We start from the raw sequence: 23,966 nt of genomic DNA, 5'->3' as shown, positions 1-23,966 counted from the left end.
CTCGTCGTCAGCGCGCTCGCGCTCGTCCGCCCGCTTCTCGCGTGGCCGACGAGCTCCTCGCGCTCGTCGTCGGCTACGGCCTTGGCCCGGTCGGCGTGCCGTTCGCGCTGGCGCTCATCGTCCTCACGAGCGTCCCGCCGTTCCTCTTCGCGCGGCGCTACCGCGGGACGACCAGACTGGCCGAGGTCGGCGAGCGAACCGTCGAGCAGACCGGCTCCGTCAGGGGCGTCGCCGCGAGTCGCCTGCTGCCGATTCCCTCCGACGTGGTGTCGGTGGCGGCGGGCGTCGCCAACGTCCGACTCGGCGCGTTCGCGCTCGGAACCGCCGTCGGCGAACTCCCGTGGGCCGTCGCGGGCGTCATCGCCGGCGCGTCGGTCGAGACGCTCACGACCGAGTCGCTCGCCGCGGCCGTCCGCCCGGAGTTCGTCGTCCTCGCCGCCGTCGCGGGCGTGTCGATGCTCGTGCCGACCGCGTACCGCCGCTACCGGGGCGAGTCTGGGACGTAGGAAAACAGAGACGGAAAAGGAACGCGAGGGCCGGTGCGCGAGCGTCGACGGCTTATTCTAACAGCGACTCGCCGGTCATCGCGGACGGCTGGTCGACGCCGACGAGTTCGAGGATGGTCGGCGCGATGTCGCACAGCGACCCGCCCTCGCGGACGGTCCGGCCGCCCGAAAGCGGATGCTCGGGGTCGACCTCGGCGGCGTCTTCGGCGACTTCGCCCTCGGCGTCGTTCTCCGCGGCCGCCTCGTCGTCGCGGTCGGCCGCGAGGTAGACGAACGGGACGGGGTTGAACGTGTGCGCCGTGTGCGGGTCGTCTTCGGTACCCATGTCGTCGGCGTTGCCGTGGTCTGCGGTGATACAGACGTGACCGCCGTGGGCGCGGACGCTCTCGACGAGCCGCCCGAGCTGTTCGTCGACGGCCTCGACCGCCTCGATGGCGGCCTCGTAGTCGCCGGTGTGGCCGACCATGTCGGGGTTGGCGTAGTTGAGCACCATCACGTTCGGGTCGTCGGACTCGATGATACCGATGGCTGTGTCGGTGAGTTCCACCGCAGACATCTCGGGCTGGAGGTCGTAGGTCGGCACGTCGGGGCTCTCGACGATGTTCCGAATCTCGCCGTCGAACTCGACCTCGCGGCCGCCGTTGAGGAAGTAGGTGACGTGGGGGTACTTCTCGGACTCGGCCATGCGCAGTTGCGTCATGTCCGCCTCAGCGAGTACCTCGCCGAGCGTGTCTTCGGGCTGTTCCGGCGGGTAGGCGACCGAGACGTCGAACGTCTTGTCGTACTGCGTCATCGTCGTCATGAGAATCTCCGGCGGCGTCGTCTCGAACTCCCAGACGGGCTCGATGTCGCAGAGCATCCGAACGAGCTGTCGCGCGCGGTCCGCGCGGAAGTTGAAGAAGACGACCGAGTCGCCGTCTTCGAGGGCGGGCGCGTCGCCGACGACGGTGGGCTCGACGAACTCATCGGTGTCGCCGCGGTCGTACGACTCGGTGACGGCGTCGACGGCGGTGTCGGCGGTCCACTCCGCCTCGCGCTCGACGATGGCGTCGTAGGCGCGCTTGGTGCGCTCCCAGTTTTGGTCGCGGTCCATCGCGTAGTAGCGCCCGGAGACGGTGGCGACGCCGCCGGTTCCCTGCTCCTCGGCGACGGCTTCGAGGTCCGAGAGATATTCCTCGCCGCCGGTGGGACTGGTGTCGCGGCCGTCGGTAAAGGCGTGGGTGACGGCCTCGACGCCGCGGTCGGCGGCGAGTCCGATGAGCGCGTGGAGATGCTGTTGGTCGGAGTGGACGCCGCCGTCGGAGACGAGGCCCATGAGGTGCACGCGGCCGTCGTGTTCGTCGGCGTGGTCGTAGGCGGCCGTGATGGCCTCGTTCTCGAAGAACGAGCCGTCGTCGATGCTGTCGCCGATGCGGGTGTACGCCTGCTTGACGACGCGGCCGGCCCCGATGTTGAGGTGGCCGACCTCGCTGTTGCCCATCTGGCCGTCCGGGAGGCCGACGCGCCGGCCGTCGACGATGAGCGTTCCGAACGCGCCCGCGTCGCGGTAGCGGTCGAAGTTCGGCGTGTCCGCCGCCTTGATAGCGTCGCGGCGGTCGTGGTCACCGAGGCCCCACCCGTCGAGGATGATGAGTGCTGCGTCCATGCGTCGCCGTTCGGCGCGCCGGGCTAACTGTCCTTTGCTCCCGACATGGGTTGACAACGTGTCGCGTACGGAAATGAGAGAGCGGCGTTTGCGCCCCGACGGTCTTTTCTTTCGGCGCGCCGTCCGACTCGGCGATGGGTCTGCGCGACTTCGACCTCGACGCGGCGGTCGACGACTGGACGGAGTACTACCTCGGAAACGGCCCGAGTCTCGTCGTCTTCCTCGTCCTCAACGCCGCCGCGTTCCTCGTCGGTGTGAGCTTCTACGTCCACTCCGACCCCGCGCTTTCTGACCTGCCGACGTTTCTCTACCCGCTTTTCGGTGACTCGCCGACCGCCCTCGCGCTGATGACGCTATCGGCCGCGACGCTCCTTCCGAACCTCGGTCGCCGCGTCGCCGACGCCCCGGTCAACCGGCCGCTCGCGTACCTCCACACGCTCGCGTTCGTCTGGCTCGTCAAGTACGGCGTCTGGACGGTCGTCGCGCTCAACCTCCGGCCCGACCTCTACATCGGCTTCTCGGGGGCCGCGCTCTGGGACTACTGGGGCATCATGCTCACTCACGCGGGCTTTCTCGCGCTCGCCCTCGTCGTGCCGCGGTACGGCGCGACCACGAAGGGCGCGCTCGGGTTCGCCCTCACGCTCGCGCTCGTCAACGACGTGTTCGACTACGGTTTCGGCTACTACCCGCCGCTGAAGTACGAGGCGGGGACGCTCCTCGCGGGCATCACGGTTGCCCTCTCGTTCCTCGCAGTGTTCCTCGCGTCGCGGGCGTTCGACCGCCTCTCAGAGACGCCGGAGCCGGCCACCTGAGCGCCCCGGTACCGCCCCGACAGCGCCCCGTGAGTCACAATCGCTAATCGCACGACAGCGCGGAGTATCACATGAGTCAGGCTTTTCCCCGCCCGCAGTCTATGACCTCGTAATGGACTCCGCGGTACTGCTTGACCTACTCGGGAACGAAAACCGCCGGCGCATCCTGCGGTTGCTCTCGCACAAACCGTGCTACGTCACCGAGATCAGCGAGTACCTCGGCGTCAGCCCCAAGGCCGTCATCGACCACCTCCGAAAGCTGGAGGACGCGGGGCTCATCGAGTCCCGCACCGACGACCAACGGCGCAAGTACTTCCACATCTCGCGGAACCTCAGGTTGGAGGTGAACGTCTCGCCGTACGGGTTCGGCGCGAAGAGCGCCTATCCGCCGAGTCCGAGCCTCGATATGGCCGGGCGCTGCCCGCACGTGACGCTCGAAGTCGAGAACGCCGGCACCGACGATGTCTCCGAGTTGGCGCGCGAACTCGGGAAACTGGAGGAACTCGACAACGAACTCTCTTTGGCCCAGCGATGGGTGCAGGGCCGCATCACCGACGTGCTCGACCGCCTCAACGACCGCCTCGGCGTCGACGCCGACAGCCGGTTCTACGCGGAGATTCTCGCCGCGCTCGCAAACGGGTCGAACACCGTCCGCGGCATCGCGAAGGACCTCAACGCGGACCCCGCGGTCGTCGACAGCGCGCTGCACCACCTCGCCGACGGTGGCCTCGTCGCCCACAATGGCGACCGCTGGCGAATCGACTGACGGCTACAGTTCCTCTGTCAGGCCCGCTCGGAGGTCGCGGCCGAAGTAGTGACCGACGAGCCCCGCGAGCCCGCCGCTCGCCGCGCCGACGCCCGCGATGGCGACGCCGTAGTCCGCGAGCAGTTGGACCGCGAAGGGCGCGAACACGGCGAACAGCGTCGAGAGGACGAACGCGAGACCGGCGGCGATTGCGCCGGCGAGCACGACCTCCGTGTAGCGTCGCTTCGACCCGACGAGGCCGAGAACGAAGCCAGCGGCGGCGATGCCGACGAACCGCCCGATGAAGCCGACGATGGGAATCGCGCCGCCGACGAGCAGTCCGCCGATGGAGAGCAGGAGCGCCGCGAGGAACACGCGCGGGGAGAACAGCCCGCTGAGGCGACCGCCGCCGGACGAGGCGGAACGCTCCGCCTGCGTCGCCTCGTCGCTCTCGCGGTTCACTCCGGAGAGCAGGTCGTCGACGGACTGCTCAGACTCCCGTTGGTCCGACCGTTGCATGTGTAGAGGGTCGCGGGCGAGCCTGATGGCTCTTGTGCCGGTGCGACAGGTTCCAGTCGAAAAGAAGGCGCGACGCGGTCGTTACGAACCCCGACCCAAGATGAGGTACAGGAGGATGCCGAGGAGCGGGGCGAGGAAGACGACGACGGCCCAGAGGAACGCCGGGTGACTGCTGTTTCGCTTCGCGTCGCTGTACGTCCACGCCGCCATCCCGATGGTGACGAGAAACACCAGGACGAACACGCCGGCCGCACCGCCCGACTGGAGGAGTATCGTGGGGAGCATACGCTGGCCGACGGACGGTCGGATAAAATGTCTTGTGTCCGTTATGTCTGCAGAGCTAACATCATCTGCGTCGGGCCCGTGACTTGGGTCTGAATCTGTGATACTCGTGCCCAGCAGTCGCACCGAACGGTGAGCGTAGCGAGCCGTTCGGCGTTTTTGGTCCAGATTTTTGCCGTGAGCGGGTCGCCGGAGGCGACCCCGAACGGTAAAAAGGTGGGTTTGAAGTCTGCCCCCACGGTATCCCGCGATATGAACGCAGGGGACCGCGTTCGCGTCACCCGCGCGGACGTCACGAACGAAGGCGTGCTCATGCCGTCTTCCACCGAGGACCACCTCGTCGTCAAACTCGACGGCGGGTACAACGTCGGCATCGCCCGCGAGGGAGCCGACGTGGACGTGCTCGAAACCGACGTGTACGACATCGAAGACGCACAGTCAGAGGGCGACGGCACCTCCGAAATCGAGTTCGACGACGACCTCCCGACCATCTCGCTCATCTCGACCGGCGGGACCATCGCCTCGACGGTCGACTACCGAACGGGCGCGGTGACCGCGCAGTTCGACGCCGAGGACGTGCTCCGGGCCGTCCCCGACCTCGCGGGCCGAGCGAACTACCGCGGCCGCGTCGTCGCCAACATCCTCTCGGAGAACATGACGACCGACGTGTGGGTCGACCTCGCCGAGGCCATCGCCGAGGAAATCGAGGCCGGTGCCGACGGCGTCGTCGTCATGCACGGCACCGACACGATGCAGTTCTCCGCGTCGGCGATGTCGTTCATGCTCGACACGCCCGTTCCCATCGTCTTCACGGGCAGTCAGCGCTCGGCCGACCGCCCCTCCTCGGACAACGTCATGAACGCCGTCTGCGCCGTCGAGGCCGCCAAGGCCGACGCCGCCGAGGTCATGGTCTGCATGCACGCCTCGGAGTCTGACGACGTCTGCGCGCTCCACGAGGGGACGCGCGTCCGCAAGAACCACACCTCCCGGCGCGACGCCTTCGAGACCGTCGGCGCGAAGCCGCTCGGCGAGGTCGACTACGAGGCCGAGGAGGTCACGTTCCACCGCGACTACGCCCCCCGCGGCGAGGCCGACCTCGCGCTCCACGCCGACATCGAGTCCGAGGTGGAACTCGTGAAGTTCACGCCCGGGATGGACCCCGCGGCGCTCGACTACCTCGACGGGAAGGCCGGCGTCGTCATCGAGGGGACGGGCCTCGGCCACGTCCACACCGACCTCATCCCGCGGTTCGAGGAACTCGTGGAAGACGGAACGGTCGTCGCCATGACCTCGCAGTGTCTCGACGGCCGCGTCTGCGACCGCGTCTACGACACCGGCCGCGATCTGCTCGACGCCGGCGTCGTCGAGGCGGGCGACACGCTCCCCGGCACGGCGAAGGTGAAGCTCATGTGGTCGCTCGCCAACCTCTCGGACCCGACCGACGCGATGGGCCGGAGCCTCGAAGGCGAACTGACCCAGCGCTCCGTCCCGTGGGAGTGAACTGATGGAGATTCGACCCGCGCGACCCGATGACTACGACGCGGTCGCCGCGTTCACCCGCGACACGTGGGCCGACCGCGGCGGGTCGGACTACATCCCCGACATCTACCACGATTGGATTTCCCCCGGCGAGTTAGCGCAGGCGACGCTCCTCGTGGACATGGGCGAGGAGACGCCCTCCGGCGACGTGGCCGCCATCGCGCAGGTCGTCATGCTCTCGGAGTACGAGGGCTGGGCGCAGGGAATGCGCGTCGCGCCCGACTACCGCGAGCAGGGTCTTGCGACCCAGCTGTCGCACGCGCTTCTCGACTGGGCACGCGAGCAGGGGGCGCGCCGCGTCCGCAACATGATTCACTCGTGGAACGTCCCGAGCCTCGCCAACGCCCGTACCGTCGGGTTCGACCCCGGCATCGAGTTCCGCTGGGCGACGCCCGAACCGGACGCGACCGCCGAACCGGACGCGGTGGTCAGCGACGACGCCGACGCCGCGTGGTCCTACTGGACCGGGAGCGAGGCGCGAACCGCGCTGTCGGGGCTCGCGCTCGACCCCGTCGAGTCGTGGGCGCTCTCCGAACTCACCCGCCCCCGACTCCACGACGCCGCGGCGGACGGTCGCCTGTTCGTCGTCGGCGACGACCGCACAACAGGCTTCACCTATCGGAACCGGACCTACTCGCGCGAACGCGACGACGAGGGTGAGGTGACGTGGGCCGAGTACGCGGTCGCCGCGTGGGACGACGCGTCGGCCTGCGAGTCGCTTTTGGACGCGGTTCGACGTGACGCCGCCTCGGTCGGCGCGGACCGGACGCGCGTCCTGTTCCCCGAGCGAATCGAGTGGATTTCCGATGCGTCGCTCGCCCGGAGCGACCTCGCGGAGGAGCCGACGTTCGTCATGGAAGCGGACCTCTCCTGACGGGCGCGCCGCGTTCGACCCACGGCCGACCGCCGGTCAGTTCCACTCGACGCCGCGGACCTCGAAGCGCGCGCCGCCGAGTTCCGAGTCGGTCACGTCGAACTGCCAGCCGTGCAGATCGGCGATTCGCCGCGCCGTCGAGAGATGTGGGGAGTCGTAATCGACGCCGAGCAACTGGTTCGGACTCGCGGTCGTCGCCGCGCGCTCTGCCGGCGACGGACCGGGACCGTCGTCGTCGACGTAGAACCCGTCGGCGGTCGTCCCCACGACGGTACTAACGGGCGGCCCGCGAGAGTCGGTCCGCTCGAAACAGTTCGTGAGCACCGCGACCAGAAACAGTCCGAACAGATGGGTGTCGGCCGAGAGCGTCCCGTCGCCGACGACCCGGAGCGAGGCGTCGTCACCGTCGTCGAGCGACGCGACCGCCCACGCCTCCGCGACGTGCGCACGGAAGTCCACCGGCGCGAGATCGAGCGTACTCGGTTGCTCGGCGGCGTCGATACCCCACTCGACGAGCGACTCGATTCGAGAGAGACTCTCGGAGAGCGCGACGGCGGCGTCGCCGTCGGCCGAGGCGAGTCGCTCGGCCGACTCGGCGGCCGACGCAAGGTGAGTCTTGAGCTCCGACGCGAGCGAGCCGACGAGCGCCGCGAGGTGTTCGTTCTTCTCGTTGACCTGCAGTTCCGCGAGCCGTCTGTCGGTGATGTCGTAGTGGACGACGAGCGCGAAGCCCCCATGTCTCGGCGTGTCTATCGGGACGACGCGGAGCGAGAACCACCGGTACACCGCGGGCGAGTGACACGGATACTCGGCGGTGAAACAGTCGCGGTCGCCGCGGAGCACCGCGCGGATGCCGTCGGCGACGACGCCGGCGATTTCGTCGGTCTCGCGGGCCGCGTCGCACACGTCGAGGTAGTTGACGCCCGTCGAATCGGGGTCGCCGACGTAGTCGTTCGCGTCGGCGAACGTCCGCCACGCCCGGTTCGTGTAGACGATGTCTCCGTGTCTGTCGAGGAGGGCAATCGTCGCCGGGAACTCCTCGAACCCGCGTTCGATGAGCGAGACGTCGTCCATCACGAAGCGTACGTCGGGAAACCGTTTGACAGTTTCTACCACAGTAGGTCCGAAATACGAGCCGCGTCGCTCGCTGGAAAACATATCAGAAAAATCAACGTTCGTCCGGTCGCGGCCGGGTGCAATCGGCCGCGGATTCGAGTTCGGTCGCGGTCGCGGTGGTCAGTCCGAGGCGACGGCTCGGGGCTTATGCTCGTTTCCCTCTGTACCCGCCATGGCGAGCACGTCGTCGAAGAACCCGAGCGAGTCGTGGGGACCGGGGTGGGCTTCGGGGTGGTACTGGCGCGTGATGACGCTCAGTTCCTCGCTGGCGAGGCCCTCGGCGGTGTCGTCGTTGACGTTGACCTGCGTCACGTCGAGTTGGTCGCCGGGGTCGGCGACGGTGTAGCCGTGGTTCTGGGTCGTCATGACGACCTTTCCGCTCTGGAGGTCGCGGACGGGCTGGTTGACGCCGCGGTGGCCGAAGGCCATCTTCTCGGTGGTGCCGCCGAGCGCGCTGGCGACGATCTGCTGGCCGAGGCAGATGCCCGCCAGCGGGACCTCGCCGGCGAACTCCTCGACGAGTTCGCGCGTCGCGGTGTAGTTCTCGGGGTCGCCGGGGCCGTTCGAGATGAACAGCACGTCGGGGTCGAGCGCGGTCACGTCCTCGGCGTCCGCGTCGTAGGGAAGCACGTGGACCGTCGCGCCGCGGTCGACGAGGGAGTCCACGATGGAGCCCTTCGCGCCGCAGTCGACGAGCGCGACGGTGGTGTCGCCGTCGCCCTCGAACGTCGTGAGTTCGGTCGTGGTGACCTGCGCGCCGATGTCGACGTGCTCGCTCATGCCCTTACACTGCGCGAGTTCTTCCTTCGCGTCCTCCGGAGTCACGTCCTCGCCGACGGCGATTCCGACCTTCATCGCGCCCTCCTCGCGGATGGACGTGACGAGGTCGCGCGTGTCGAGATGGTCGACCGCTGGGACGCCCTCGTCGGCGAGCCACTCGACGACCTCCTCGGTGAACTCGCGTGCGACGGCCGCCCGAGGGTGGACCCGGTCGGACTCGAATCGCTCGGCTCGGACGCCGTAGTTCCCGATGAGGGGGTACGAGAAGGTGAGCACTTGTTCTTCGTACGAAGGGTCGGTCAGACTCTCTTCGTATCCCGTATATGCGGTTGTGAACACCAGTTCACCGCGTGTGCGCCCCGGAACACGGCCACGCGCTTCGACCACGCGACCGTCTTCCAGCGCCAGATAGGCGTCCGACATTACGAGAAACGAACGGAACACGGGTGCATAAGTGTTACTTTCGAAGTCGAGTTACGAAATTCGTAATCGGTAAGTCGCTGGGGACGGCACGTGAGATATGGACGAGCTTGACCGACGCATCCTCGACATCCTTCGACGGGACGCTCGGACCCCAAACACGGAGATCGCGGCCGAAGTCGGGACCTCCGAGGGGACCGTCAGAAACCGCGTCGAGCGGTTGGTCGAGGAAGGCGTCATCGAGCGCTTTACGATTTCGACCCGCACGGGGAACCTGAAGGCGATGATAGAGGTGACCGTCGCGGTCGACGTGGACACCAACGACGTGTCCGAGTTGATGGCCGACTGGAAGGACGTCGACTTCGTCTGGCAGGTCTCCGGCGAGGAGGACATCGTCCTCGTCGTCGACGCCGCCGACACCCGCGCCGTCAACGACCTCATCACCCGCGCCCGCGAGCACGACGACGTGAAGAGCACGAAGACTCGCCTGATTCTCGACGAGCGCCTCGGCTAATCGCGCGCCGCCGCCGCGTGGTCCGCGGTTCGCATCGAAGCTTAGTTGACCCCCGACTCCGACGGAAGGCACATGAGCAACGCAGCGGCCGACGAGGCTACTGAACTCCACAAGAACGCAGCGCAGGACGTCATCGCCGTCGACTCCGACGACAACGCCGAGGGGACGGTCAACCGACTCGACGCCCACACGGGCGACGGTATCCGCCACCGCGCCTTCACCTGCCTCGTGTTCAACGAGGAGGGACAGATACTCCTCGCCCAGCGCGCGCCCAACAAGCGCCTGTGGGACACCTCCTGGGACGGCACCGTCGCGTCTCACCCCGTCGAGGGACAGACCCAAGAGGAAGCCACCGAAGAGCGCCTCGAAGAGGAACTCGGCATCTCGCCCGATCAGTACTCCGACCTCCGGGTCACGGACAAGTTCGAGTACAAGCGCTACTACGAGAACGCCGGCCTCGAATGGGAGGTCTGTGCCGTCCTGAAGGTCACGCTCGAAGACACCACGCTCGACCCCGACGAAGAGGAAATCGCGGGCATGCTCTGGGTTGACTACGAGCACCTCCACGACCACCCCGAGTGGTACCGTCAACTGCGTCTCTGCCCGTGGTTCGAAATCGCCATGCGCCGTGACTTCGAGTAGGCTCTCGATCGAACGAGACGCGCAGGATTCGGTTCTCTCGCACGCCCGCAAGGGTGCCGCCAGCGACCCGCCCGCGGAGGTCTGCGGCGTCCTCGCCGGTGACAGCGACGCGCGCACCGTCACCGCCGCTCACCCCGTTTCGAACGTCGCCGACGAGCCGCGGGTCGCTTACGAACTCGACCCCGAAGAGACCGTTTCGATTATCGAAGCCGTCGAGTCCGCGGGCGACGACGCGGTCGGCTTCTACCACTCGCACCCCGAGTCCGCCCCCGTCCCGAGCGCGACCGACCGGGAACAGGCGTCGTGGCCGGGCTACGTCTATCTCATCTGCTCGCCCGACGGCCGGATGACGGCCCACGAGTGGACCGGAAACGAGTTCAGCGAACTCGCTATCGCGGTCGAGTAACTCGTCGGCCTCCCGATCCTTCGCCGGTGCGCCGCGACCGCCGGCACGCTTCGGTGAGAATATCCTTACTCAGTTCACAGACGCAGCCATGGAACCCGACCGCTACGACGACCTCGACGGACAGGTCGCGCTCGTCACCGGCGCGAACCGAGGCATCGGCCGCCAGATAGCCGAGAACCTCCGCGACCGCGGCGCGACGGTGTACGCGGGGTCGCGCAGCGTCACGAACGAGACGCCAGAGGGGACGGAGCGAGTCCTCCTCGACGTGACCCAAGAAGGCGACATCGAGGAGGTCGTCGACGGCATCTTCGCCGACCAGAACCGCCTCGACATCCTCGTCAACAACGCCGGCATCGCCGAGGATGGTGATGACATCGTCGCCGAACCGACCGAGCGAATCGACCGCACCCTCGGCGTCAACCTCCGCGGGCCGATGCTCCTGTGCAAGCACGCGGTTCCCCTCCTCCTCCAGTCCAACGGCGGCCGCGTCGTCAACGTCTCGTCGGGCATGGGCGCGCTCGGCGAGGAGCAGTCCGGCGGGTCGCCCGCGTATCGAATCTCGAAGACCGGCCTCAACGGCCTCACGGTCTACCTCGACGGCCAGTACGGCGACGACGGCCTCATCGCCAACTCGGTGTGTCCCGGCTGGGTCCGCACCGACATGGGTGGCGAGGAGGCCAACCGGCCGGTCGAGAAGGGCGCGGAGACGCCGACGTGGCTCGCGACGTTCAAGCCCGGCGCGCCCGCGGGGAAGTTCTGGCGTGACAAGGAAGTCATCGACTGGTAAGCGACCGACGCCCCGCCGCCGCGGCCCTCACGTCACGCCGCCGCTCTGCTTCTCGAACGCCTCGTATTCGTCTTCGTCCAGAATCTCGCGGTAGTGCTCGACCGCCCGGTACACGTCCTCGAAGCCGACGTACGCCGGCGCGGGCGCCATGCGAACGACGTTGGGTTGGCGGAAGTCCACGACGACGCCGCGCTCCTTGAGCGCGAGGCTGACGCGGTAGGCCTCTGGATGTTCGACCGCGACGTGGCCGCCGCGGGCCGCGGGGTCACGCGGCGTGCCGACCTCGCACTCGGGCAGTCGCTCGTCCACAAGGTCGATGAGGTAGTCCGTGAGCGCCAGCGACTTCTCGCGGAGGGCGGCCACGCCGCCCGCGTCCTCGACGATGTCGAGCGCGCCGTCGAGTGGGGCCGCGGACAGCACCGGGACCGTCCCCGACTGGAACGCGCCGGCCGACTGCGCCGGCTCGTAGGTCATCGCCATGTCGAACTGCGTCTCCTTGTCGTTGCCCCACCAGCCGGCGAGCGCGGGCGTGACGCCGAAGTGGCGCTCGTTGACGTAGAGGCCGGCGATGGAGCCGGGGCCGGCGTTGAGATACTTGTAGTGACACCAGACGGCGAAGTCCGCGCCGACCTCGGAGAGCCGGTGCGGGACCGCGCCGACCGAGTGCGCGAGGTCGAAGCCGGCCAGCGCGCCGGCGTCGTGCGCCGCCTCGGTGATGGTCTCGATGTCGAACAGTTGGCCGCTCCGGTAGAGGACCGAGGGGAGAAACACCATTCCCACGTCGTCGTCGATGGCGTCGAGTACGTCCTCGGTCTTGATGGTCCGCCCGTCGCGGCTCTCGACCACGCGGAGCGCCTCGTCGGGGTCGCGGCCGGCCGCTCGGAGTTGCGCGCGAATCGCGTAGTGGTCCGTCGGGAAGTCGAGGTCGTCGACGACGATGTTCTCGCCGCGAGCGGGGTCGTAGAACGTGCCGACGAGTGCGTGGATGTTGACGGTGGTGGAGTTGGCGACGACGACCTCGTCGGGGTTCGCGCCGACGAGCGGGGCGAGTCGCTCGCCCAGTCGCTCGCCGTAGGTGAACCACTCCGGGTCGGCGTCGGTCCATCCGCGGATGGCGAGGTCGCGCCACTCGTCGATGACGCGTTCGAGCGCCGCTTCGGCGTCGACGGAGAGCGGGCCGAGCGAGTTACCGTCCATGTACAGTTCGCCCTCGGGGACGTAGAACCGGTCGCGGAGGTCCGAAAGCGGGTCCGCCGCGTCCATCTCGCGGGCGGCGTCGACGGTGAAGTCGTCGGCAATGTCGGTAATGTCGGAGTCGTCGAAGTCAGTCATACGTCGACCCGAAGCGCTCGCGCGACAAGTAGGTACGCGGCCGCGCTGGAAAAAGAGGGCTGAGTCCGCTTATTCGGCGTCGGTCGCTGCCGCCTCGGCCTCGCGGGCGAGTCGGTCGTAGGCGGCCCACGAGGGGTCAACGTCGGGGTGCTCGATTCGTTCGCCGTCCACGACGACGCCCTCGCCCGCGACGACGGTGCCGGCGACGCCGACGGGGGTACCGCGGGCGTCGAGCGCGGCGACCACGTCGTCCGTGACCGAGGGGTCCGTGGCGACGACGAGCGACCCGGCGGTGGTCGAGCGCCACGGGTCGATGCCGAGGAAGTCGCAGGTCTCGCGGACGCCGGGGCGAATCGGGATGCTCGACTCGTCGATTTCGAGTTGGACGCCCGCGCTCTCGGCGATTTCGTTGAGTGCGCCGTGGACGCCGCACTCGGTGGCGTCGTGCATGGCGTGGACGCCGCGGCCGCCGGCGGCCGAGACGGTCATCGCGTCGCGGACGGCGTCGGTCTCGTCGAGCCGTGCCTGTGCGGCCGCAAGCACGTCGTCGTCGAGGTCGGCGAACGCGTCCGGAAAGAGCGTCGTCAGAAGGCCGGTCGCCTCGACGCCCGGCCCCTTCGTCACGAGCACGTCGTCGCCGGGTCTCGCGCCGTCCGGGCGGACCACGTCGTCGTGGTCGCCGACGGCGAGAGCGGTTGCGCCGCCGACCCACGGGTACGAACAGCCGGCGTAGCGGGCGGTGTGGCCCGTGACGATGCTGACGCCGAGGTCGTCGGCCTCGTCGTGCATCGCTTCCCAGAGTTCGGCGAACTGCGCGTCAGTCATCTCGGGTGGGAGCGTAAAGGAGACGGCGAGGTGCGAGGGGTCCAGCCCCGAGACGGCGATGTCCGAGAGGACGATGTCGATGGCGAACCGGCCCGCACGCTCGAAGCCGAGCGCGGGGAGCACGGAGACGGGGTCGGTCGCGATGGCGACGGCGGTGCCGTCGATGTCGAGGAGGCCGAAGTCGACGCCGTGGGTCGGGCCGAGCGCCACGTCGTCGCGGGCCGCGCCCAACCGCGGGTAGATGTACTCGTCGAAGAACTCGCGGTCGACCTTTCCGAGGTCGGTCATACGCGTCCTGCGAGGGCCGCGAGTAAGAACGTACTCATCCGGCGACGACGGGCGTCCCGGTGGGGTCGAGGCCCGGTCGTCGGCGCGGCCGCTCACCGGTCAAAAGGTGGGACGGTCCCCCGTCCCTGCTCATGAAGAGACGCGGAGACGGTTCGAAGGGGCATGGAAAGTCCCACCACCGGACTGCCCGCGTCGCTTCAACCTGAACGCCGGACGTACAAGAACCTCGCTAAGTTCCCTCGATGGACCTATATAGCTCCAGTGAGGTTGCGGAGAATACTGCCGCCACACCGGAATCGACCGACGGCGGTCAGACCGGTCGGTGGCCCGCCTCGTCGGGGGTGTTGTTCGGGGTCCGCCACGCGTCGTCGAGGTGTTCGACGAGCGCGCGGGCGACCGCCACCGGCTCCTCGTGGTGGACCCAGTGGGTCGCCTCGTCGAACGTCTTGAGGTGACCGTCCTCGCAGAACGCGAGGCTCTCGCGCGCCATCTTCGGTCGGAGGAACCGGTCGCGGCTCCCCCAGACGACGAGCGTCGGAGGTTCGACCGTCTCGGCGCGGGGCCGCGGGCGCTCGCGGGCGACCGCCCGGTACCAGTCGACCATCGAGCCGTAGGCTCCGGAGACAGACCACGCGGCGCGATAGCAGTCGAGGTCGGTCGCCGAGAACGTGCCGGGGAGCGCGGAGCCGGTCATCGTCCGTTCCAGGACGGCCCAGTCGCCGACGGGGGCGAGGAGTTCGGGGAGTTTCGGCAGCTGGAAGAACAGGACATACCAGCTTCGGAGCTGTTGGGCCGGGTCGCGTCTGAGGTGGCGGGAGAGCACCGCCGGGTGTGGGAGGTTCATCGCGGTGAGCGACCGCACCCGGTCGCGGTGGTGGAGCGCCGTCCACCACGCCACTGCGCCACCCCAGTCGTGACCGACGACGTGGGCCTTCTCGTGGCCGAGCGCGTCCGCGACGCCGACCACGTCACCGGCGAGTTCGTCGATACTGTACCACTCGACACCCGAGGGGCGGTCGCTCAGGTTGTAGCCGCGCTGGTCGAGCGCGACGACCCGGTAGCCCGCTTCGGTCAACGGGCGGAGGTAGTCCGTCCACGCGTACCAACACTCCGGAAAGCCGTGGAGGAGGACGACGAGTTCGCCGTCTTCCGGTCCGGCTTCGACCGCATGGAGCGTGACCTCACCCGCGTCGATGCGGCGGCTCGTCGCCTCGACGGACAGCTCCACGTCGTCGCGCGACAGCCCCGATTGCTTCGCCATACCCCTCGCTACGGCGGCGAAGGACAAATGTGCCGCGGCGGCGCGAGAGGCCGTCGACGGCGAGAAAACGGGTCGGTTCCGCGGCCGATTCGGCTACCCGAACAGGCGCTCTCTGATGCTCCGAGAGCGACTCCGTTCGGCTAAGAGGACCGAACACTCCACGTCGTCGACGACGTCCATGACGACGGTGCCGCTGACGAGCCGCGAGAGCAGGCCGCGCTCCGTCGCACCGACGACGAGCAGTGACGCGTCGGTCGCGTGCGACTCGATAGCCCTCTCGACGTCGCCGGTCTCGACGGTGAGCGTGGCGTCGCCGAGCCCGCGCTCGTCGGCCCACTCGCGGAGGAAGCGCTCACCCGCGTCCCTGTCGTCGGCGACGTGGAGGAGCTCTATCTCCGCATCGCAGAACTCGCGTAAGACCGAGGCGATGGACGCCGAAAGGTCGGAGTCCGGGCCGCCGGCGGTCGGGACGAGCACGTGCGAGGGGTCGAAGCCGCGGTCCTTCAGCACCAACACGTCGTAGGGGAGCGCGTGCGTTATCTCCTCGTACGCGCTCTCGGCGCGGCCGGGCGACCCGTGGCTGTCGGGGCCCCAGCCCATGACGACGAGGTCGGCGTTGTAGGTCTCCGCCGCGTCGAACACTTCCTCGAACGACCGGTGGGAGAGAACGGTGTGCGTCTCCATGTCCACGCCGAGTTCGTCGGCGTCGACGCGGGCCTGTTCGAGCAGGCGGTCGGCCTCGGCGAAGTCGTACTCCTCGCGGGCCGATTCGAGAGCGGTCTGGTCCGGCACCTTCACGATGTGGACGCCGACGAGCGTCCCGTCGTTGGCCTTGGTGACGGCCCCGGCCAGCGAGATGAGATCGCGCTCGCTTTCGGGGTTCGAAAGCGGGACCATGACGCGGTAGCCCCCGTCGGGCTGGACCGACGTGGCGGCCGAAACTGCGGCGTCCGGGAGCTGCTCCGACTGCTGGAGCAGGTACTTTCCGAGGATCCCCTGCTTCGTCGCCTTCGTGCGGGCGTAGGCGGCGTACCACAGCATGGCGAACACCACGAAGCCGGCCGCGAGGAGGACGATAGTGTCGGCGAAGAAGGCGATGAGGGCGAACGACGTAATCGCCCCGAGGATGGGAACAAGGGGGTACAGCGGAACCCGGTAGTCCGGCTGGTAATCCTCGGGGTCGGACACGCGCATCACGATGAGCGAGACGTTGAGCAGCCCGTAGATGATGAGGTGGAGAACGCTCCCGGCGTTCGCGAGGGTGTTGACGTCAGCCAGCAGGATAAACAGGAGGATAAACCCGCCGGTGATGGCGATAGAGCGGTACGGCGTGCCGAACCGGGGGTGAATCTCGTTGAGTTCCGAGGAGACGATTCGGTCGCGCCCCATGGCGAAGTTAATCCGCGAGGAAGCGAGAATCGAGGCGTTCGCGGACGAGGCGGTGGCGAGGAGGCCGCCGAACAGCATCGCGCCCGCACCGACCGGACCGATGAGGAGCCGGGCGACGTCGACGACGGCGGTCTCGTTCCCGGCGACGAGGCTGTTGTCCACGGCGGCCAGCACGGTCAGGAGGACGAGCGCGTACACCAGCGTCACGATGACGACGCTGCCGAGGACGGCCCGCGGGAGATTCTTTCCGGGGTCCTTGATCTCCTCCGCGACGGAGGTGATCTGGACGAATCCGAGGTACGAGACGAAGATGAGGCCGGTCACGGGCAGGAGCGGCGACACGCCCTTGTCCGGCGGGACGAACGGCCGGAGTTTCGCGAGGTCCGCGTTCAGGAGTCCGAAGACCGTGAACACGGCGAGGATGGCCAGCAAAATGAGGACGATGGCGTTCTGTAGCTTCCCCGTCTCCTTCGCGCCGACGTAGTTGATGAACACGAAGAGCAGACCGCCCGCGAGGGCGACGAGCTTCACGGCGGAAACCGTGATACCGCCGAGGACGAGGCTCGGAATGGGGAGGAACGTCACCACGTACTGACCGAAGCCGGTCATGTAGAACGCGGAGGCGAACGCGAGTCCCATCCAGTTGCCCCACCCGGCGACACTGCCGAACAGCGGTCCGAGGGCGTGGTTGATGTAGTAGTACGCACCGCCGGATTTCGGCATCGCGGTGCCCAGTTCGCTGGCGGACATGGCGGTCAAGAGCGCGATGACGCCGCCGAGGACGAACGCGGCGGCCGCGAGCGGCCCGGCCTGTTGGACCGCGGCCCCCGGAAGCACGAAGATGCCCGCGCCGATCATCGTCCCGATACCGATGGTCAACGCCGCGAGCGGGCCGAGGTCTTTCGCGAGTTCCTCGTCTGTCATGTTTCACCGTCTTCGTCGGCGCCGTCCGCCGGCAGCACGACCACGGGGCGGTCGCTGTGCCGAATCAACTCCTCGCGGACCGCGCCGGAAAAGAGGTCCCACCACGAGCGGCCGCCGCGCGGGGTGAAGACGATAGCCGTCGCGTCGGCCTCGCGAGCCGCCTCGAGAATGGCGTCGCCGACGTCGGTCGCGAACCGGAGATCGGTCTTGAGTTCGATGCCGGCGTCGTTCGCGGCGCGGCGAGCGATATCGAACAGCTCGTCTGCGACCTCCTCGCGCTGTTCGACGCCGGCTTTGTCCGGCGCGCCGCCCGCCTTCTCGATGACGTGGACGACGGAGGCCCGACCGTCGGCCGCTGCGATGCGCGGGAACGCGGTGGCACAGGTGAGTTCGGCGTCGTCCGCGTTCGCGAGCGGGAGCAGAGGGTGAGAGAACAGCGATTCGACGTGTTCAGTCATGTGTCGAACCTGTGGGTGTGGTGTAAGAGAGGCGATTCCACCCGGCGGAACGGGATTGTGCCGGGGCGAGCGAGCCCAATTCACAACGTGACCGTCGGGAATTCATGCGCGGAGGTTGTGCGGCAATAGATTTAGAAGTTCGCAAACCGGGGCACGGCGTCGAAACGAACCAAACGCGGAAAGAACCCGGCCGCTCAGACGGCGGTGACCCACGCCCGGTACGCCTCGTCGCGGCCGTAGACCGCCTGAAAGACTCGGTCGGCGAAGCCGGCGAGGCGGTTCGCGTCCGAGCGGGCGGTGATGCGGACGTTCGTTCCCTCGGCCTCCTCGGGGCTCTCCAACTGATCGATTCGGAACTCGGGGAACTCCGCGAGCAGCCCCTTGAGCCGGTCGAGTTCCTCGTCGGTCACGTCCATGTTGAACGTCTGGTCGGCGAACTGAATCCACGGGCCGGGGCCCTCGCCGTCAACGTCGGCGAGGCGCTCGGCCTCGATGGTGAGAAAGGCGCTGCCGCGGTCGCGGTGCGCCGCCACGGCGTCGGCGAAGAGCTTTCGGCGCTCGCGGGCGGTGTCGGCCTCGAATCGAGTCATGTGGGTTGCTACACCCGGGCGGTACAAAAGCGGCCCGCGTCGGCGCGGTGTGCCTCCGACGGCGACGACCGAGACGGCCGTCAGCGCGTCAGAACAGCACGAGAACCGCGGCGAGCGCGAGCGCGCTGATGGTGAGTAGCTGCAGTCCGAGGACGGCGAGCGGAGCCGCGCCCGTCTGTCGCATCGCGTCGAGCCGAACGTCGAGACCGAGCCCGACGAACGCGAGCGCGAACAGGGCGTCGCTGGCGGTGCCGACGGTCGCGAGCGTCGCGTCCGAAAGGAGGCCGAGGTTGGCGACGGCGGCGACGGCGACGAAGCCGACGAGGAACCGTGGAACGCCGTCGAAGACGGCGCGCAGGCCGGTCGCGGCCTCCTCGGCCCGACCGGCGTAGCGAACCGCGTAGGCGACGGCGACGAAGCCGAGCATGGAGTTTCGCGCGAGTTTGGTCACGGTTGCCCAGCGACCAGCGACCTCGGAGTGGGCGAAGCCGGCCGCGGTGACGGGACCGGTGCTGAACATGCTCAGGCCAGCCCAGATGCCGAACTGGCGGCCGGTCAGCGGGAGCAGGTCACCGGCGATGGGGAACGCGGCGAGCGTGAGCGCGTCGAACAGGAGGACCGCGGCGACGACGTGGGTGAGGGACTCGCCGTCGGCGTCGATGGTGCCGGCGATGGCGGTGGCCGCGGAGACGCCGCAGACGCTCGCGCCGGCCGCGAGAAGCGACCCGGTCTTGTCGGCGAGGCCGAACACCCGTCCGGCGACGGCCTCGACGAGGAGGACGCCCGCGGCGACGGTGACGACGACGAGCGCGACCAGCACGGGGCCGGAGGCGACGAGTTCGTCGATTGCGATGCGAGCGCCGAGCAGGACAATACCCGTCTCGAGGAGGAGCTTCTGCGTGTCGACGCCGGGTCGCGCCCAGTCGGGGACGCCGACCGTGTTGGCGACGACGGCCCCGAAGAGGACGCCGAGCAAGAGCGCGTTGACGCCGGGAACGAAGCCGGCGACGAGCGCCGCCGCCCCCGCGAGGACGACGAGGAGGGTGACGCCCGGGGCGAGTCGTGCGAGCCGGCCGACGCCGGCGTCCGAGTTCTCCCCGGCGCTCACGGCCCAAGCGCCACGAGGACAGTCACGACGACGAGTCCGAGGGCAGTCGCGCGCCAGCCGCGTTCGAGCGTACACCACAGACCGTACGCGCGCTCGACGGCGGTCGCGCCGAGCGCGTCGCGCATGAGGGACGAATCGCGCATTTACTGGTGCCACGAGAGCCGCGCCGTTGAACGTGTCGCTTCCGTCTGCGAAACCGGCAACAAATCCCTCGAATGCGGCGATGGGACGGTCGGACGAGCTGTAGAACGACGAACAAGGAGCAATATTGTCTCGTTCCTCTGACCGACGCCGTCGCAGAACTCAGTACGTATCTTCAACACTATATGCTCTCGCCGGATGGGGTCAGATATGGCAAAGCGCATCCTCTTGCTCGGAGCGCCGGGCGCAGGTAAGGGCACACAGTCGAAGCGACTCGCCGAGACCTACGGCGTCGAACACGTCACCACGGGCGACGCGCTGCGCGCGAACAAGGACATGGAGACCGAGTACGGGACGCCCCGTTCGTTCATGGAGAAGGGCGAACTCGTCCCCGACGCGGTCGTCAACGAAATCGTCGAGGCCGCGCTGGAAGACGCCGACGGCTACGTCCTCGACGGCTACCCGCGGAACCTCTCGCAGGCGGAGTACCTCACCGAAATCACCGACCTCGACGCGGTCATCTACCTGAAGGTCGCCGAGTCCGAACTCGTCGAACGCCTCACCGGCCGCCGCGTCTGCGACGACTGCGGCACGAACTTCCACGTGAAGTTCAACCAGCCCGAGGAGGAGGGCGTCTGCGACGACTGCGGCGGCGAACTCGTCCAGCGCGACGACGACACCGAAGAGACGGTCCGCGAGCGCCTGTCGGTGTTCAAGGAGAACACCGAGCCGGTCATCGAACACTACCGCGACGAGGGCGTCCTCGTCGAGGTCGACGGCGAACAGACCCCGGACGAGGTCTTCGAGGACGTTCAGGCCGTCATCGACGACGCGTAAGCGCGCACTCGGAACGACGTTTTTCACCGACTATACTCGGAGCGCCGGCGCTGTCGCCGGCGCGCTCGCTCTCGTCTCCAGAGTAAAACCTTGATAACAGCCGGTTGCTAAAGGGGCGGTAATGGCACGAATCGAATCTCGGGTGCGCGACCTCGTCGGCTCCGACGCCGACATGCGCGCCGCCGTCGAAACCGTCCTCGACCGGGCGGACGACGGAGAAGTCGAGTGGGCCGACGTTCGCGACGAGCTCACGAGCGGCCAGTGGGGCCGCCTCATCGAGAAAGGTATCCTCGTCGATGGTGACGAGGGGTTCCGGCTCGCCGACGCGGCGGAGACCCGCGCCGGCCTCGAAGACGACACGTCCGGCTCCGACGGCTCGTCGTCGTCCTCGTCGGTCGATACCGACACCGGCGACTCCTCGTGGTCGAAGTACGACAAGGGCGCGGCCGTCGTCACCGTCGGCCTGTTCCTCGGCTACTCGGTCGCCGAGGTTCGGAACGTCATCGGCGGCGTGATGGACGTGGCGCTCGGCCCGCTGGCCGACATGCTCCCGTTCTACGCCGTCGTGATGGTCCTCGCGCTCGCGACCGGCCTCTACTCCACGCTCCTGCAGGCGAACCTCATGGACATGGAGAAGATGGGCATGTATCAAGAGCGGATGAAGGACATCCAACAGCGACAGAAAGACGCCAAGGAGCGCGGCGACGACGCGGCGCTCGAGAAGATTCAAGAAGAGCAGATGGAGGCGATGGGCGACCAGATGGGCATGTTCAAAGAGCAGTTCCGCCCGATGGTCTGGATCATGTTCCTCACCATCCCGGTGTTCCTCTGGATGTATTGGGCCATCGGCGTCGGCGGGGGCTCCGACCCGCACATCGTCACCGAGAATATCGTGCTCCCGCTCGTCGGGTCCGTCGAGTGGAAGCAGGGAGTCATCGGTCCCATGCAGGCGTGGATTGTCTGGTACTTCCTCTGCTCGATGGGCTTCACCCAGATCATCCGCAAGAGCCTGAACATCGACATGTCGCCGTCGGCGTCGTAAGCCGACCCGAGCGACTCGAACCGACCCCGTTTCTCTCTCCGTTTCCGCGTCTCACCAGCTTCGGTTCTCTCGCACTCACCCCCGTGAGAAGCTTCCGCAGGGGTCGTCGGCAACGATAACACCTTTTAGCCGACCGCACACAGCATGGATATGTTACTGACCGTCTCCGGACCACCGGGCAGCGGGAAAAGCACGACCGCCGCCGCGCTCGCCGAGGCGTTCGACCTCGAACACATAAGCGGCGGGGACATCTTCCGCGAGCTCGCCGCCGAGCGCGACATGACCGCCGTCGAGTTCAACAAACTCGCCGAGGAGGACGACCAGATCGACCGCGACCTCGACCGCCGCCTCCGCGACATCGCCCTCGACCGCGACGACGTGCTCCTCGAATCCCGCCTCGCCGGCTGGCTCGCCGGCGACGCCGCCGACCTCCGTTTTTGGCTCGACGCCCCCGTCGACGTTCGCGCCGAGCGCATCGCCGACCGCGAGGACAAAGCGCCCGACATCGCCCGCGAGGAGACGACGACCCGCGAGGCGAGCGAGGCCAAGCGGTACGACGCGTACTACGACATCGACATCACGGACCTCTCTATCTACGATATCGCGCTCAACACTGCCCGCTGGGGCCCTGACGAGGTGACCGCCATCTGCATCGCTGCGGTCGACTCCTACGACCCCGAGGCCGACGAGGGCAAGTACCCCGTCGACGGCGTCCGTTACGACTTCTGACTATGCTCCGAGACCCGCCCGAACACCGGAGCGTCGACGACCTGCTTTCGTTCGGCGTCGTCAACCTCGACAAGCCGCCGGGGCCGTCGGCCCACCAAGTCACCGGCTGGGTCCGCGACATGGCCGACGTCGACCGTGCCGCCCACTCTGGAACGCTGGACCCGAAGGTGACCGGCTGTCTGCCGACTCTCCTCGGCGACGCGACCCGCATGGCGCAGGTGTTCCTCGAAGGCTCGAAAGAGTACGTCTCCGTGCTCGAACTCCACGGGCCCGCGCCGGCCGACATCGACTCGACCGTCGCCGAGTTCGAATCGAAGCTCTACCAGAAGCCCCCGCGGAAGTCCGCCGTCTCGCGCCGCCTCCGCGTCCGCGAGGTGTACGACCTCGACCTCCTCGAAGTGAAAGACAGACAGGCGCTCCTGCGCATCCGCTGCGAGTCGGGGACGTACATCCGAAAGCTGTGTCACGACCTCGGCCTCGCGCTCGGCACCGGCGGCCACATGGGCCACCTCCGCCGGACCGCGACCGACCCCTTCGACGACGCGGACCTCGTGACGCTCCACGACCTCACAGACGCCCTCGCGTTCGCCGAGGAGGGCGACGAGTCGTGGCTCCGCGACGTGGTCTCACCCGCCGAGCGGGCGCTATCGCACCTCCCATCAGTCACCATCGCCAACAGCGCGGCTCGCGAGGTCGCCAACGGCGCGCCCGTCTACGCGCCCGGGGTCTTCGACGTCGACGCCGACGCCGCCCGCGGCGACCTCGTCGCCTGCTTCACCGACGACGGCTCGGCCGTCTGTCTGGGCGAACTCGTCGGCGACGCCGACGCCGACTCGGGGACGGTCGTCTCGCTGGAAGCCGTGTTGGTCTGAGGCCGCTTCGCGCTACTTTCCCCGGCGTTTTTTCTCCGCGTCCGCGAGCGTCTCCGCCCGCTCGTTGACCGACGCGACCTCTCGTTTCGCGTCCGATTTGTCGAGGTCGTAGACGTAGCGCCACGACGCCAGTGGGTAACCGTGCGACTCCTCGGAGCGGTCCGCCGCCGGTTCGGACTCGGCACCGCGACGAATCGACCACCACCGGGCGCCCGCGACGCCCAACGCGAGGAGGACGAGGAGCATCGCGACGAACGGGAGGAGTCCGATCGGGACGCTCTGGAGGGACGTGAGCATACGTTGTCATTACTTCCGAGGTGGCAAAAGCGTACTCGTGGAGTGGAATCGGTTTCGTGGCACCGTTCGAACCGCACGACGACGGTGCGATACCGTGGCACGGCAGCCCTTCGCGTCGCCGCGACGAAACGAAGGGCTTAACCGCGAGACACGCATCGCTTTGAATGCACCCCGGGACCGTGGGGTAGTGGTATCCTCTGCCGATGGGGTCGGTAGGACCTGAGTTCGACTCTCAGCGGTCCCACTTCTTACTTTCATGGGTTAAAATTACCAGCAGTACAAGCTC

26 protein-coding genes, 1 tRNA gene and 1 pseudogene are annotated in these 23,966 nt (G+C 68.0%); 14 read left to right on the top strand and 14 right to left on the bottom strand.

Going from position 1 to position 23,966, the window contains the following annotated elements; all coding sequences use genetic code 11:
* Positions 1-506: pseudogene (locus NKF06_RS12090) on the top strand (VTT domain-containing protein); the annotation flags it as partial.
* 52 nt (positions 507-558) lie between these two features.
* On the opposite strand, the gene gpmI reads toward NKF06_RS12090, so the two are convergent.
* Positions 559-2,151 carry a 2,3-bisphosphoglycerate-independent phosphoglycerate mutase gene (gene gpmI / locus NKF06_RS12085; protein WP_253245524.1) on the bottom strand — a complete coding sequence of 531 codons (1,593 nt, stop codon included), beginning with the start codon at positions 2,149-2,151 and terminating at the stop codon, positions 559-561.
* Positions 2,152-2,285: 134 nt separating this feature from the next.
* Here gpmI and NKF06_RS12080 point away from each other — a divergent pair, with 134 nt between their 5' ends.
* Positions 2,286-2,963 carry a DUF1405 domain-containing protein gene (locus NKF06_RS12080; protein ID WP_253245523.1) on the top strand — a complete coding sequence of 226 codons (678 nt, stop codon included), beginning with the start codon at positions 2,286-2,288 and terminating at the stop codon, positions 2,961-2,963.
* A 112-nt stretch (positions 2,964-3,075) separates the two neighbouring features.
* On the top strand, positions 3,076-3,729 hold the full coding sequence (locus NKF06_RS12075) for a metalloregulator ArsR/SmtB family transcription factor (RefSeq protein WP_004975018.1): 654 nt from the start codon (positions 3,076-3,078) through the stop codon (positions 3,727-3,729).
* Between the two features lie 3 nt (positions 3,730-3,732).
* Here the strand turns inward: NKF06_RS12075 and NKF06_RS12070 are convergent, their stop codons facing one another.
* Both NKF06_RS12070 and NKF06_RS12065 read right to left on the bottom strand, forming a co-directional pair.
* Complete coding sequence (locus NKF06_RS12070; protein WP_253245522.1) at positions 3,733-4,227, bottom strand: hypothetical protein; 495 nt, start codon at positions 4,225-4,227, stop codon at positions 3,733-3,735.
* 81 nt (positions 4,228-4,308) lie between these two features.
* Positions 4,309-4,512 (bottom strand): PLDc N-terminal domain-containing protein, encoded by a 204-nt coding sequence (locus NKF06_RS12065; protein ID WP_253245521.1) that lies wholly within the window; start codon positions 4,510-4,512, stop codon positions 4,309-4,311.
* Positions 4,513-4,761: 249 nt separating this feature from the next.
* On the opposite strand from NKF06_RS12065, the gene gatD reads away from it, so the two are divergent.
* Positions 4,762-6,009 (top strand): Glu-tRNA(Gln) amidotransferase subunit GatD, encoded by a 1,248-nt coding sequence (gene gatD / locus NKF06_RS12060; protein ID WP_253245520.1) that lies wholly within the window; start codon positions 4,762-4,764, stop codon positions 6,007-6,009.
* Between the two features lie 4 nt (positions 6,010-6,013).
* Complete coding sequence (locus NKF06_RS12055; protein ID WP_253245519.1) at positions 6,014-6,922, top strand: GNAT family N-acetyltransferase; 909 nt, start codon at positions 6,014-6,016, stop codon at positions 6,920-6,922.
* A 36-nt stretch (positions 6,923-6,958) separates the two neighbouring features.
* Here the strand turns inward: NKF06_RS12055 and NKF06_RS12050 are convergent, their stop codons facing one another.
* Both NKF06_RS12050 and carA read right to left on the bottom strand, forming a co-directional pair.
* A complete protein-coding gene (locus NKF06_RS12050) occupies positions 6,959-7,996 on the bottom strand; it encodes a PAS domain-containing protein (protein WP_058827567.1) in 1,038 nt (345 codons plus the stop codon).
* Positions 7,997-8,158: 162 nt separating this feature from the next.
* Positions 8,159-9,241 (bottom strand): glutamine-hydrolyzing carbamoyl-phosphate synthase small subunit, encoded by a 1,083-nt coding sequence (carA, locus tag NKF06_RS12045; RefSeq protein WP_058827568.1) that lies wholly within the window; start codon positions 9,239-9,241, stop codon positions 8,159-8,161.
* Between the two features lie 97 nt (positions 9,242-9,338).
* Between carA and NKF06_RS12040 the strand changes: the two genes are divergently transcribed.
* From NKF06_RS12040 to NKF06_RS12025, 4 genes are all read left to right on the top strand, one after another.
* Positions 9,339-9,752 (top strand): Lrp/AsnC family transcriptional regulator, encoded by a 414-nt coding sequence (locus NKF06_RS12040; RefSeq protein ID WP_004042482.1) that lies wholly within the window; start codon positions 9,339-9,341, stop codon positions 9,750-9,752.
* Positions 9,753-9,824: 72 nt separating this feature from the next.
* A complete protein-coding gene (locus tag NKF06_RS12035; RefSeq protein WP_058566919.1) occupies positions 9,825-10,394 on the top strand; it encodes an NUDIX domain-containing protein in 570 nt (189 codons plus the stop codon).
* Complete coding sequence (locus NKF06_RS12030; protein ID WP_253245518.1) at positions 10,381-10,800, top strand: desampylase; 420 nt, start codon at positions 10,381-10,383, stop codon at positions 10,798-10,800. Before NKF06_RS12035 ends, NKF06_RS12030 begins: the two co-directional genes overlap by 14 nt.
* 88 nt (positions 10,801-10,888) lie before the next feature.
* Positions 10,889-11,587: an SDR family NAD(P)-dependent oxidoreductase gene (locus tag NKF06_RS12025; RefSeq protein ID WP_253245517.1), complete on the top strand. Its 699-nt coding sequence runs from the start codon at positions 10,889-10,891 to the stop codon at positions 11,585-11,587.
* Positions 11,588-11,614: 27 nt separating this feature from the next.
* Here NKF06_RS12025 and kynU read toward each other — a convergent pair whose 3' ends face one another.
* From kynU to NKF06_RS11985, 8 genes are all read right to left on the bottom strand, one after another.
* On the bottom strand, positions 11,615-12,919 hold the full coding sequence (gene kynU, locus NKF06_RS12020) for a kynureninase (protein WP_253245516.1): 1,305 nt from the start codon (positions 12,917-12,919) through the stop codon (positions 11,615-11,617).
* Between the two features lie 69 nt (positions 12,920-12,988).
* Positions 12,989-14,032, bottom strand: coding sequence for an AIR synthase family protein (locus NKF06_RS12015; RefSeq protein WP_058827571.1), 1,044 nt, complete (start codon positions 14,030-14,032; stop codon positions 12,989-12,991).
* Positions 14,033-14,342: 310 nt separating this feature from the next.
* Positions 14,343-15,293: an alpha/beta fold hydrolase gene (locus NKF06_RS12010; protein WP_253245515.1), complete on the bottom strand. Its 951-nt coding sequence runs from the start codon at positions 15,291-15,293 to the stop codon at positions 14,343-14,345.
* A 93-nt stretch (positions 15,294-15,386) separates the two neighbouring features.
* Positions 15,387-17,606 carry an amino acid permease gene (locus NKF06_RS12005; protein ID WP_058827572.1) on the bottom strand — a complete coding sequence of 740 codons (2,220 nt, stop codon included), beginning with the start codon at positions 17,604-17,606 and terminating at the stop codon, positions 15,387-15,389.
* Positions 17,603-18,064 (bottom strand): universal stress protein, encoded by a 462-nt coding sequence (locus tag NKF06_RS12000; RefSeq protein ID WP_058827573.1) that lies wholly within the window; start codon positions 18,062-18,064, stop codon positions 17,603-17,605. The genes NKF06_RS12005 and NKF06_RS12000 overlap by 4 nt, the downstream gene beginning before the upstream one ends.
* A gap of 194 nt (positions 18,065-18,258) precedes the next feature.
* On the bottom strand, positions 18,259-18,654 hold the full coding sequence (locus NKF06_RS11995; protein ID WP_253245514.1) for a hypothetical protein: 396 nt from the start codon (positions 18,652-18,654) through the stop codon (positions 18,259-18,261).
* 88 nt (positions 18,655-18,742) lie between these two features.
* Complete coding sequence (locus NKF06_RS11990) at positions 18,743-19,762, bottom strand: putative sulfate exporter family transporter (RefSeq protein WP_253245513.1); 1,020 nt, start codon at positions 19,760-19,762, stop codon at positions 18,743-18,745.
* The gene (locus NKF06_RS11985) at positions 19,759-19,905 is read right to left on the bottom strand and encodes a hypothetical protein (protein ID WP_157575461.1); all 147 of its coding nucleotides are present in this window, start codon (positions 19,903-19,905) and stop codon (positions 19,759-19,761) included. Before NKF06_RS11985 ends, NKF06_RS11990 begins: the two co-directional genes overlap by 4 nt.
* Before the next feature lie 208 nt (positions 19,906-20,113).
* Between NKF06_RS11985 and NKF06_RS11980 the strand changes: the two genes are divergently transcribed.
* The 4 genes from NKF06_RS11980 to NKF06_RS11965 all read left to right on the top strand — a co-directional run bounded on the left by NKF06_RS11980 (position 20,114) and on the right by NKF06_RS11965 (position 23,383).
* Positions 20,114-20,740, top strand: a complete 627-nt coding sequence (locus NKF06_RS11980) for an adenylate kinase (RefSeq protein ID WP_253245512.1) — start codon at positions 20,114-20,116, stop codon at positions 20,738-20,740.
* A 121-nt stretch (positions 20,741-20,861) separates the two neighbouring features.
* Positions 20,862-21,782, top strand: a complete 921-nt coding sequence (locus NKF06_RS11975) for a DUF106 domain-containing protein (RefSeq protein ID WP_253245511.1) — start codon at positions 20,862-20,864, stop codon at positions 21,780-21,782.
* A gap of 150 nt (positions 21,783-21,932) precedes the next feature.
* Positions 21,933-22,511, top strand: coding sequence for a (d)CMP kinase (gene cmk / locus NKF06_RS11970; RefSeq protein ID WP_253245510.1), 579 nt, complete (start codon positions 21,933-21,935; stop codon positions 22,509-22,511).
* Positions 22,512-22,513: 2 nt separating this feature from the next.
* Positions 22,514-23,383, top strand: coding sequence for an RNA-guided pseudouridylation complex pseudouridine synthase subunit Cbf5 (locus tag NKF06_RS11965; RefSeq protein WP_253245509.1), 870 nt, complete (start codon positions 22,514-22,516; stop codon positions 23,381-23,383).
* 12 nt (positions 23,384-23,395) lie between these two features.
* Here the strand turns inward: NKF06_RS11965 and NKF06_RS11960 are convergent, their stop codons facing one another.
* Positions 23,396-23,680 (bottom strand): hypothetical protein, encoded by a 285-nt coding sequence (locus NKF06_RS11960; protein WP_253245508.1) that lies wholly within the window; start codon positions 23,678-23,680, stop codon positions 23,396-23,398.
* A 173-nt stretch (positions 23,681-23,853) separates the two neighbouring features.
* On the opposite strand from NKF06_RS11960, the gene NKF06_RS11955 reads away from it, so the two are divergent.
* Positions 23,854-23,924: transfer RNA gene (locus NKF06_RS11955), tRNA-Pro, on the top strand.
* Positions 23,925-23,966 lie beyond the last annotated feature (42 nt).

The organism is Haloferax sp. AB510, from assembly GCF_024136985.1.
Classification (GTDB): domain Archaea; phylum Halobacteriota; class Halobacteria; order Halobacteriales; family Haloferacaceae; genus Haloferax.
Note: the sequence above shows the minus strand (reverse complement) of the source record. Positions and strands in the feature narration are given on the sequence as shown.